Origin of the sequence: Acidiluteibacter ferrifornacis, from assembly GCF_009909615.1 — a bacterium.
Classification (GTDB): Bacteria; Bacteroidota; Bacteroidia; order Flavobacteriales_E; family Vicingaceae; genus Acidiluteibacter; species Acidiluteibacter ferrifornacis.
The window spans coordinates 342,331-350,126 of the sequence record NZ_WWNE01000012.1 but is presented as its reverse complement, the minus strand read 5'-3'; the positions used below and the strand labels follow the sequence as shown (position 1 = coordinate 350,126).

The following is a 7,796-nucleotide window of genomic DNA, read 5'->3' as shown; positions in this document are numbered from 1 at the left end:
TTAGCTGAAGAAATCATTAAATCTAATTTAGTGGAAGGTGATATGATAAGTATCAAATTTGATGATGAGAAAAAAGAAATCAAAATTGACATCATCAAACCAAAGGCTAAGAAAAGTAAGAAAGAGAAGATCAGCAATAAGCTTCTTGATTATTAAATAGAAAAGGCTCCAAAAGTTAGATTTTGGAGCCTTTTTTTATATTTCAAAAATAGAACAATTTCTATCCATTAAAGCGGTCAATCACTTTTTGACTTACACCTGTATTAGAGAATCCTCCATCATGGAATAAGTTCTGCATGGTTACATATTTTGTCAAATCTGAGAACATGGTAATGCAATAATTCGCGCAATCAATTGCGCCTGCATTTCCCAGTGGCGACATTTCATCTGCATAACTAATGAATCCATCAAATCCTTTTACTCCACTACCTGCAGTGGTCATTGTTGGAGATTGTGAAATTGTATTTACTCTAACTTTCTTAGAAACCCCAAGCTGATACCCAAAACTTCTTCCAATACTTTCTAACAAAGATTTAGCATCAGCCATATCGTTGTAATCTGGAAAAACACGCTGTGCAGCGATGTATGATAACGCCACCACAGAGCCCCACTCATTTAATGCATCTAATTTCAAAGCAGTTTGCATGGTTTTGTGAAATGATAATGCGGAAATATCAAGCGTTTTATGGAAAAAGTCATAATTTGTATCGGTGTAGTGCTTCCCTTTCCTCACATTTGGTGACATCCCAATTGAGTGCAATACAAAGTCTATCTTTCCACCCAATATTTCCATAGATTGAGAAAATAAATTTTCTAAATCTTCTAATGATGTTGCATCTGCTGGAATTACTTGAGCATTACATTTCTCCGCTAAGTTGTTTATTTCTCCCATTCTTAGTGCAATAGGAGCATTTGTTAACGTAAATGTTGCTCCTTCTTCATGAGCTCTCTCCGCAACTTTCCAAGCGATTGATTGCTCGTTTAGTGCTCCAAAAATAATTCCTCTTTTCCCTTTTAATAGGTTGAATGATGGATTTGACATAATTAAATATTAAAAATTTGTAGTTTGACAAATATATAAAAACAAGTTAAGCATTACTTAAGCATTACTCATTTAAAAGGGCCTTCGCATTATCAATTGCTGCACTAGTAGTTTTGGAACCACTTAGCATTTTTGCTAACTCTTCTATACGCTCTTCTTGATTTAAGACCTTAATGTATGAATGGGTTTCACCATTAACATCTTCTTTGTATACCTTCAAATGGCTAACACCTTTAGCAGCCATTTGTGGTAAGTGGGTAATACTAATGATTTGTAATTCCTGACTCATTGATTTCAATATCTCCCCTACTTTATCAGCAATTTCACCGGAAACACCTGTGTCAATCTCGTCAAAAATAATAGTAGGCATTTTTTCCTTTCTAGCCAATATACTTTTTATAGCCAACATTAATCGCGACAGTTCTCCACCAGAAGCTACTTTTGACAACTCTCTTTTCTCCAACCCCTTATTGGCCGTAAAAAGAAACTTAATTACCTCTAGTCCATTCTCTGAATAAGTCGAAAGTGTTTCGAATTCTATGGTCAATTGAGCATTTTTCATACCCAATCGATCTAAAATCGTTTTCACCTCTGATTCTAACTTTTGCTTAATTGCTTTTCTATTTGCGGTAATTATAGCTGCTTTCTCTTTTAAAATAGCTGCAGATTGGGATAATGTGCGTTTTATCATTTCCACATCACTATCAAAATTGGAAATCGTTAATAACTTCTGTTCAATTTCATTTTTTAAAGTGACTAGATCTGTCACATTTGAAGTATGGTGCTTTTTCTGCAGATTATATATCGCTGATAGTCGGCTACGGATATATTCCAATCGCTCTGGATCGTAATTTAACTCCTCGTTTTCTTCTTCTAAAGTTGCAACAATATCTTCTAATTCTATAGTCACACTTTTAAAGCGATCTAAAAGTTCTAATGCCACTTTATTGTGTTTTGAAGCTTCAGTCAATGAGGATTTAGCCATTCTCAAGCTATCAATTACATTCTCTTCTTGTTCCTTCAAAAGGTTTAATGCCGTAGTCAATTGAATTTTTGTGTCCTCTACATGAACCAAGGCGTCTTGTTCCTCTTCTAAATCTACATCTTCGTTTTCAATCAATTGCAACTGATCTAATTCCTCAAACTGAAACTGTAGAAAGCTTTCTTCTGCTTTAGCTTGAACAATACTCAACTCCTTTTCAGCCAATTGTTTTTTTAACTTTCGATAAGTATCATATTCAGCCTTATACGCTTGTATTGCGTTTTTATTTTCAGCATAAGCATCTACAACTTTTAACTGAAAACTATTGTCATTTAACGAAATGGTATGATGTTGCGAGTGAATATCAACTAAGTGCTCTCCAATATCTTTTAATTGACTTAAATTAACAGGTGTATCATTAACAAAAGCACGAGACTTACCATTAGGAGTTATCTCTCTCCTAATAATAGTTAACGGCTCGTAGTCTAAGTCGAAAGATTCAAAAATGGGTTGAAGATGATAAGTTTCGATTTGAAATTGTGCCTCTATAATACACTTTTTGGAGGTATCTTTTAATGCATTCAAGTCTGCTCGTTGACCTAAAATTAGCCCAAGCGCTCCTAAAAGAATGGATTTACCTGCACCAGTTTCTCCTGTGATTATCGTAAAAGCTTCATCTGGCTTCATATGAAGCTCCTGAATCAATGCGTAGTTGGATATCTTTAATGAGGTTAGCATATCAACAAAGTTAATTGCTTATTTGAAATTATAAGAACACTTTGAAGTCGATTATCAACAATTATTTGTTGCTCAAAATTTTCTGATAATTGTTTGCATTTCCGGGATCTATTAATGATAATAATGTGACTATCTCTTGTTTATTAGCTGTAGTAGAACCTTTATACAACTGAATAATCTCATCCTTTTTCGCATTAAAAAAAACCTGTAAGTTGTAACTTGACGGCTTTACACTATGAATTGGCTTCAATGCCATTAACCCATCAGAAATTGCTTTGGTCCCTTCAGCTGGGTTTGTACTCATTACATCAAAACCTTTTCTATGATACTCGTAATACAACTTTCGTAAAGGTTTAAATTGTCCATTCATGTAGTTTTCAATTAACCAATACCTGTTCGATTGATCCTCAAATGCTTTCCAACCGGTTTCATTACTTGATTGAGCATTATTTAGAATTTTCATCGCTGTTTGAAAATAGGGCGTGCCTCCTTCTAAAGAAAATGAATCATAATCAAATCCTAATATCAAGTATACATAGAAAGACAAAATAGCTGGCAATTCTCCATCATATGAGGTTTCAGTATATTGAAGGGGTTCAAATTGGTTGTACTCGAATGTAAAGTTCTTATCCAATACATTCATCGTAGGACTATAATAATTGGTACCAAAAATAGGTCGACGAGCTTGAATCTGAATTGTTCCTTTAAACTTGTTCGTACTTATACGATCAGACAAGTTAATCAAAATGTTGCATTCAATTTTTTCTTCGATCTTAAATTGATCATTGGTCCACTTTCTATTATTGACAAATTCACTAACAGCACGTTGGAGATCTTCAAACATTGTCTTTTCACTACCTTCTACTTGGCGAGAATTTACAGTTACCGTGCAATTTAACTCTTGAGCGATAGAATTGTAACTATTGAAAATTAGAAATAACAAAAAAAGAATCCGTAGCATGTGTAAGTAAATGTTAATCGATCAATTCAATAATTTTAGAGATAATATCTGCAGCAATTTCTTGTTTGCTTTTTAACTGAATAGAAGTCACTTTATTGTTAGGTTCAATTAATTTAACTTGATTGGTGTCCCCACCAAATCCTGCTCCTTTATCTTTTAATGAGTTTAGTACTATCAAATCAAGGTTTTTCTTGATCAATTTAGACTTTGCATTTTCCAATTCATTTTCAGTTTCTAATGCAAATCCAACAATAAATTGATTTGGCTTCTTATTGAGGCCTATACTTTTTAGAATATCGGGATTAGGAACCATTTCAAATTGAATACTGTCGCCCTTCTTTTTAATTTTTTCATCTGCAGGAGCTGAAGGTCTGTAATCTGCCACGGCAGCCGACATGACAGCAATATCCATATCACCAATATATGAATGAACGGCGTCATACATCTCAACTGCAGATGTTACTTTTATCAGTTGCACACCAATTGGTGGTTTAATGTGAACAGGACCACTTACTAGGATAACCTCTGCTCCATTTTTAAGTGCTTCTTCTGCAATTGCATATCCCATTTTACCAGAAGAATGGTTACCGATAAACCGAACTGGGTCAATCGCTTCATATGTAGGACCGGCAGAAACAATCAGTTTCTTTCCTGATAAAGGTCCACTTATTTTAAAATTTTGTAGTTGTTTAACAATCTCTTCAGGCTCTTCCATCCTACCTTCTCCATTGAGTCCACTAGCTAATTCACCTGAGGTAGAATTGATAATGTGATTCCCAAATTTCTTAAGAAGACTAAGGTTATTCTTCAAAGAAGGATGTTGATACATATCTAAATCCATTGCTGGCGCAATAAATACGGGACAGTCAGAAGAGAGATAAGTCGCTAAAAGCAAATTGTCGCATAGTCCATTGGCCATTTTAGCAATAGTATTAGCCGTTGCTGGCGCAATGACGAAAAGGTCAGCCCACTTCCCTAATGCTACATGATTACTCCATTCACCTGTTTTTTCATTAAAATACTCGGAATAAACAGGATGCTTTGAAAGTGTTGACAAAGTGAGCGCTCCAATAAAATGCAAAGAATCGGGAGTCATGACAACTTTGACATGAGCACCCGATTGCACTAATAATCTGACTAAAGAAGCGCTTTTATACGCTGCAATACTCGCGGTAATGCCAACAAGAACATTCTTACCGCTTAAATTCATATTAATCTTCTGATGAAGCTTTAGGTTCAGCAACTACTTCTGGTCTTCTGAAATATACTTCTCCATTTAAAAATTCCTGAATGGCAAGCGCATTGGGTTTTGGCATACGCTCATAATACTTAGAGATTTCTATTTGTTCTCTATTTTCAAAAATTTCTTCTAAGTTATCTGAAGTTGAAGCAAATTCATTCAATTTTCCAGTTAACTCTTCTTTAATAGCTAAGCTAATTTGGTTTGAACGCTTCGCGATAATCGTAATGGCTTCATAAATGTTACCTGTTGGTTGTTCTAATTCATCCAGATTACGAGTTATCGTAGTAAATGCTGCTTCTGTGTTTTTATTAATCATTCTTATTAAGATTGTTTATTGAGTTCTATTTTTTCTTTTTCCTTGGTAGCATCTGAAAATATTTTTTCAGCCTGAGCTACATACTTTCCACTGCCAAAATTATCAATAAAATTATAATACGCTTCTATTGCACTATTCAGTCGTTCTAATTTTTTTTCTTCTATACTATTTATTGCTAAATAATAAGACGATTGTAAAATTACGAAAGTTATTTCTTCTCTATAGTCTGTATCTGGAAACTGAGACAATGTATTATTTAAGGAAACTATAGCTGCCTCATACTGACGCAATTTATAATAGTTTTTAGCTTTTAGGTATGACTTCGTTTCCAATTTATACCTCAAATTATCCACCAATTCATTGCAAGTGTCCTTTAATTTACTCTCAGGATATCTATTTACAAAAGTTTGCAACTCTTCAAGGGCCCTATAAGTATTCGTTTGATCCAAAGTCGGCTCAGGAGACATCAAATAATTACAATATGCGCTCATGAAGTTACACTCTTCTGCGCGCTCACTAATCGGGTAGGTTGTTGAAAATCGTTTGAATTGATAACTCGCCAAAATATAATCATCCAAATAAAAATTGGCATAAGCATACATATAATATAACTCCTCCCCTTTGTCTGTTCCTCGAAATACAGGAATAATATCTTCCATCAAAGGAAGTGCTTTAAAGTACTCTTCTTCATTATAGTACTCTACGGTTTTTTCATACTTATACTCCATGTTAGTACTTTTCACAACTTTTTGGTACTCACTACACGAAGTAAAAAACAAGGCTGAAACGCCTAAAACTATTAAGAGGTATTTTTGAAACATCATGCAAATGTACGTTAATTTGAAGATAATATTGTACAGCATTTTATCTACAACGCAATGTTTATACTTTAAAAAGACGAATATTTTGCAGCGGTTCTATAAAAGAGTATTTTTGTCGTTTAAAATTGAGAAAACTTAGATAAAAGGATGAAAGACCTATTTGATAAAATACAAGCTAACAGAGGCCCCCTTGGGCAACATGCTAAAGAAAGTCACGGTTATTTCACCTTTCCTAAATTGGAAGGGGAAATTAGTAACCGAATGCTTTTTAGAGGAAAAGAGAGATTACAGTGGAGCTTAAATAACTATTTAGGCCTTTCTAATCACCCTGAGATCAGAAAAGCAGATGAAGATGCTACTCGCGAATGGGGCTTAGGATACCCTATGGGAGCTAGAATGATGTCGGGTAATACCAACTATCATGAGAAATTAGAAGCTGAATTGGCTGCATTTGTTCACAAACAAGATTCTATTTTAGTGAATTTCGGATACCAAGGAATGGTATCATGTATTGATGCCTTAGTAGATCGAAATGATGTGATCGTTTATGATGCAGAATCTCATGCTTGTATTATTGACGGAGTTCGTTTGCACCAAGGTAAACGATATGTTTTCCAGCATAACAACATGGAAAATCTAGAAAAGCAATTACAACGAGCCACTAAATTAGCAGAAGAGCAAAATGGTGCCATCTTAGTGATAACTGAAGGTGTATTTGGTATGTCTGGTAACCAAGGAAAACTCAAAGAAATTGTTGAATTAAAGAAAAAATACAATTTCAGAATCTTGTGTGATGATGCCCATGGTATTGGCACAATGGGACCAACAGGTGCAGGAACAGGAGAAGCTCAAGGAGTTCAAGATGAAATTGATGTATACTTTGGAACCTTTGCAAAATCATTTGCAAGTATTGGTGGATTTATTGCTTCCAATGAGGATATTGTAGAATACTTAAGGTACAATATGCGCTCTCAAATTTTCGCAAAATCATTACCGATGCCATTGGTAATAGGTGCATTGAAAAGGTTAGAGATGATTAAGACAATGCCAGAATTAAGAGAAAAGTTATGGACAATTGCTAATGCTCTTCAAGGTGGCTTAAAAAAAGCAGGATTCAACATTGGAACAACCAATACGCAAGTAACTCCTGTAATTTTGAGCGGTGGATTAGGTGAAGCTACCAACCTTACTTTTGACTTAAGAGAAAACCACAACCTTTTCTGTTCAATCGTAGTTTACCCCGTAATTCCTAAAGGAATGATTATTTTGAGATTGATACCTACAGCGATGCATACATTGGAAGATGTAGAGTATACCATTGAGACTTTTAAGAAAGTGAAAGAGAAGTTAGAGGCTGGAGAGTATAAATCAGATACTATTGCAGCTGTTTAAGTAATAAATTGCTTTCAGTAAAAGAGCTTTTCATTTTTTTGAAAAGCTCTTTTTTTATTGTATTTAATTTTGCAATTACTTCTCTTTATAAATGAAGATTACATTAATCATTGCCTATTATATTTTAGACCCTGCGTACTAAAAAGTAGATCCTTTCGCTTTCCCCACCTGAAATACTTCGTCCATTTCGTGGTATAAATATTAGTCGTGATGACTACTGTGTTTCTATTGTTGGGGACCTCTTTCGATCATTAAGTCGATTTTGAGTCAACTTATTTAATGAGAAAACATATACAAAAGT

The 7,796-nt window shown here is 34.4% G+C and carries 7 protein-coding genes; 1 reads left to right on the top strand and 6 read right to left on the bottom strand.

What is annotated here, in order from left to right; genetic code table 11:
- Positions 1-220: 220 nt before the first annotated feature.
- From GQN54_RS13690 to GQN54_RS13665, 6 genes are all read right to left on the bottom strand, one after another.
- Entirely contained in the window at positions 221-1,042 is an 822-nt protein-coding gene (locus GQN54_RS13690; RefSeq protein ID WP_160634118.1) for an enoyl-ACP reductase FabI, read from the bottom strand.
- Positions 1,043-1,106: 64 nt separating this feature from the next.
- A complete protein-coding gene (recN, locus tag GQN54_RS13685; protein WP_160634117.1) occupies positions 1,107-2,762 on the bottom strand; it encodes a DNA repair protein RecN in 1,656 nt (551 codons plus the stop codon).
- Between the two features lie 61 nt (positions 2,763-2,823).
- Complete coding sequence (gene porD / locus GQN54_RS13680) at positions 2,824-3,723, bottom strand: type IX secretion system protein PorD (RefSeq protein WP_160634116.1); 900 nt, start codon at positions 3,721-3,723, stop codon at positions 2,824-2,826.
- Between the two features lie 13 nt (positions 3,724-3,736).
- Positions 3,737-4,933 (bottom strand): bifunctional phosphopantothenoylcysteine decarboxylase/phosphopantothenate--cysteine ligase CoaBC, encoded by a 1,197-nt coding sequence (coaBC, locus tag GQN54_RS13675; protein ID WP_160634115.1) that lies wholly within the window; start codon positions 4,931-4,933, stop codon positions 3,737-3,739.
- A gap of 1 nt (position 4,934) precedes the next feature.
- Positions 4,935-5,282, bottom strand: a complete 348-nt coding sequence (locus GQN54_RS13670) for a DNA-directed RNA polymerase subunit omega (RefSeq protein ID WP_160634114.1) — start codon at positions 5,280-5,282, stop codon at positions 4,935-4,937.
- Positions 5,283-5,287: 5 nt separating this feature from the next.
- Positions 5,288-6,106 carry an outer membrane protein assembly factor BamD gene (locus tag GQN54_RS13665; protein WP_160634113.1) on the bottom strand — a complete coding sequence of 273 codons (819 nt, stop codon included), beginning with the start codon at positions 6,104-6,106 and terminating at the stop codon, positions 5,288-5,290.
- Positions 6,107-6,250: 144 nt separating this feature from the next.
- Here GQN54_RS13665 and GQN54_RS13660 point away from each other — a divergent pair, with 144 nt between their 5' ends.
- Positions 6,251-7,495 carry an aminotransferase class I/II-fold pyridoxal phosphate-dependent enzyme gene (locus tag GQN54_RS13660; protein WP_160634112.1) on the top strand — a complete coding sequence of 415 codons (1,245 nt, stop codon included), beginning with the start codon at positions 6,251-6,253 and terminating at the stop codon, positions 7,493-7,495.
- Positions 7,496-7,796: the final 301 nt, after the last annotated feature.

Coding starts and splice junctions, on each gene's coding strand:
- GQN54_RS13690 (WP_160634118.1), bottom strand. CDS start 1,042: ATGTCAAATCCATCATTCAACCTATTAAAAGGGAAAAGAGGAATTATT.
- recN (WP_160634117.1), bottom strand. CDS start 2,762: ATGCTAACCTCATTAAAGATATCCAACTACGCATTGATTCAGGAGCTT.
- porD (WP_160634116.1), bottom strand. CDS start 3,723: ATGCTACGGATTCTTTTTTTGTTATTTCTAATTTTCAATAGTTACAAT.
- coaBC (WP_160634115.1), bottom strand. CDS start 4,933: ATGAATTTAAGCGGTAAGAATGTTCTTGTTGGCATTACCGCGAGTATT.
- GQN54_RS13670 (WP_160634114.1), bottom strand. CDS start 5,282: ATGATTAATAAAAACACAGAAGCAGCATTTACTACGATAACTCGTAAT.
- GQN54_RS13665 (WP_160634113.1), bottom strand. CDS start 6,106: ATGATGTTTCAAAAATACCTCTTAATAGTTTTAGGCGTTTCAGCCTTG.
- GQN54_RS13660 (WP_160634112.1), top strand. CDS start 6,251: ATGAAAGACCTATTTGATAAAATACAAGCTAACAGAGGCCCCCTTGGG.